Annotated in this window: 1 protein-coding gene and 1 pseudogene; one reads left to right on the top strand and one right to left on the bottom strand. The window is 75.2% G+C overall.

Features of this window, described 5'->3' with window-relative positions; genetic code table 11:
- Positions 1–244, top strand: a 244-nt coding sequence (locus BVI061214_RS00555) for a GNAT family N-acetyltransferase (protein ID WP_156303179.1), incomplete at its 5' end; no start/stop codon positions are given.
- Here the strand turns inward: BVI061214_RS00555 and BVI061214_RS13555 are convergent.
- Positions 214–322: pseudogene (locus tag BVI061214_RS13555) on the bottom strand (histone deacetylase); the annotation flags it as partial. The gene BVI061214_RS00555 and the pseudogene BVI061214_RS13555 overlap by 31 nt on opposite strands.

The following is a 322-nucleotide window of genomic DNA, read 5'->3' as shown; positions in this document are numbered from 1 at the left end:
GGAGGTGGAGGGGAACGAGGCCAGCGTGGCCTACATCGGGGTCGTCCCCAAGGCCCGGGGCCAGGGCATCGGCCGGGCCCTTCTGGCCGAGGCGGCCCGGCTGGCCGAGAAGAAGGGGGCGGGTCTCCTCCGGGTCCGGGCCCACGACCACGAGACCGGGGCCCTAGAGCTTTACCGCAACCTGGGCTTCAGCCTCGAGGAGGCCGTGGCCACCTACGCCAAGGAACTCAGGGCCAGGCGGTAGGTGGCGGCGTGGGCCTCCACGGTGAGGCGGGGGGCGCGGGTGGACCCCCCCCCCACGACCACCACCACGGGGGCCCCC

The organism is Thermus aquaticus, from assembly GCF_001280255.1.
In the GTDB taxonomy this organism is placed as follows: domain Bacteria; phylum Deinococcota; class Deinococci; order Deinococcales; family Thermaceae; genus Thermus; species Thermus aquaticus.
The sequence above is the reverse complement of the archived record's forward strand: the minus strand, read 5'-3'. Positions and strand labels throughout refer to the sequence as shown.